Here is a 1,976-nt window from a genome sequence, read left to right on the forward strand (position 1 = left end):
AGGTGTCCACCCGACGGGCCCGGCCGGCCCGACGCCCCCCGCGTATCCGACCGGGGACGTCCCGCCGCCCGGCGACATCCCGCCCGGCGACGGTGGCTTCCGCAGCGACGGGGATGGCGGCGGCGGGTCGACGCCGTGGATGATCGCCGCCGTGCTGTTGGCGCTCGCCCTGGTGGCGGCGCTGGTGATCTGGCTGGTCACCGCTGCCGGGGGCGGCGAGGAGCCGGTCGCCACGGCGCCCACCACATCGACGATGACGACCACGCCGACGACGTCGCGGACCACCACGTCGACCACGCCCACGACGACCGGCCCGCCCAGCGCCGCCGAGCGTTGCAGGTCGGAGTTCATCGCCGGCGAGCTCGGCCGCGGCACGACCGTCCGCGAGTGCGACGAGCGCTTCCTGCTGGTCACCCGCGAGAGCGGCGAGCTGGAGTTGTTCTCGTGGCGGGACGACTCATGGCAGTTCCTCGCGGAGCCGGCATCCGACGTGTGCCGTGAGCAGCTGCAGCAGCTCGGCGTGCCGGACCGCTTCCGGCGCGTGTTCGAGTCCTGCGACGCGACGACCAGCGCGACCTCGTCGCCGAGGTCCACGAGTCGGACGAGCCAGACCACCACCACCGGCACCACGACCACGGTCACCTCGCCGACCACCGCGACCTCGACTTCCACCTCGACCTCGACGACCGTCGAACCCGCCGGCGGCGAGGCGGAGGGCGACGACACGTCCGGCGACGAGACGAACGACGCAGGCACGGCGGCCGGCTGACCCGGGCGACGGGCCTCTTCGGTCGCCCGCGGCCGCTCAGGGCCGGTCGAAGCTGATGTTCTCCCGCGGGGTGCCCGCCGCGACCAGGCCGCGGACGGTCGCGCGCAACATCTCCGGAGACCCCGACACGATCACCTGCCGGTCGGCCCACGACCCCCACTGCGTGACCGCCTCGACCAGCGTCCCGGTCTGCCGACGGTGCAGCGTGCGGGGCAACTCCTGGCGCGGCCCGGCCCACCAGGGATCCTCGTCCTCCTCGGCGACGGGCTGGATGGTCAGCCACGGGGCGGTCGCGGCGAGATCGACGAGCGTGGGCAGGTCGTAGAGGTCGCCGGGGAAGCGGGCCCCGTAGAACAGGTGCACGCGCGGGTTGTGGCCGTGGCGCATCATGTCGAGCAGCAGGCAGCGCAGCGGGGCGATGCCGGTGCCGCCGCCGATCATGAGCACGTCCCGAAACGGTTCGGAGCGGTCCACCTCGAGCAGGCCGAGCGGTCGGGCGAGCACCCAGCGGTCGCCCACGCCGACGCCGCGGACGAGCGAGCCGCTGAGGGCGCCGCCGGGCACGTCGCGGATGTGGAACTCGATCTGCCCGGCCGGGTTCGAGGGGATCGACGGGCTGAGCCGCCGCCACACGCCGGGGGAGTAGGGCGTGAGCACGCTGAGGTACTGGCCCGGGTGGTAGTCGACCATCACGTCGCTGATGAGCCGCACCACCACGACGTCGCGGGTGGGCCGCAGCACCTCCACGACGGTGGCACCGACGCGCGCGGGCCCCTCGCCGGCGGCCGCGCCCTGCTGCAGGGCGGTCGAGAGCACGCGGTACGCGGTGGCGAGCGTGGTCTCGAGCCGGTCGTCCCAGCCGCGCCCGGCGAGGTGACGCAGTGTGTGGGTCAGCGCTTCGCCGAAGCGCTGGTGGTGGCGGGGCGCGAGGTCGAGTTTGCGGTGGTCGGCGCCGAGGTCCCGGGCGAACTCGACGACCTCCTCGACCTTCGACCGGTCACCGTGGGCGTACTCGGTGGTCTCGAACGCCCAGGTCATGGCGCGGACGAACTCGCGGAGCACAGGCGTGGCGTCGCGGGGGAACAGCTCGCGGAAGTCGGGGTCGGCGGCGCGGAGCGCGCGGGCGAACAGGCCGGGGAAGCGGTCGTCGGCGAGCAGGTCGCGCAGCGCGAGCAGCGGCGGCGCCTGCGCGCCCACCTCGGCGGGC

2 protein-coding genes are annotated in these 1,976 nt (G+C 74.5%); one reads left to right on the top strand and one right to left on the bottom strand.

Annotation, left to right across the window (positions count from 1 at the left end; translation table 11 throughout):
• Positions 1-769: hypothetical protein (locus tag HMPREF3086_RS18805; RefSeq protein ID WP_070719883.1), on the top strand; the 769-nt coding region annotated here is incomplete at its 5' end.
• 36 nt (positions 770-805) lie between these two features.
• On the opposite strand, the gene HMPREF3086_RS01905 is transcribed toward HMPREF3086_RS18805, so the two are convergent.
• The coding region (locus HMPREF3086_RS01905; RefSeq protein WP_246830853.1) for an FAD-binding oxidoreductase at positions 806-1,976 on the bottom strand (1,171 nt) is incomplete at its 5' end.

Source organism: Dietzia sp. HMSC21D01 (assembly GCF_001815995.1).
GTDB lineage: Bacteria > Actinomycetota > Actinomycetes > Mycobacteriales > Mycobacteriaceae > Dietzia > Dietzia cinnamea.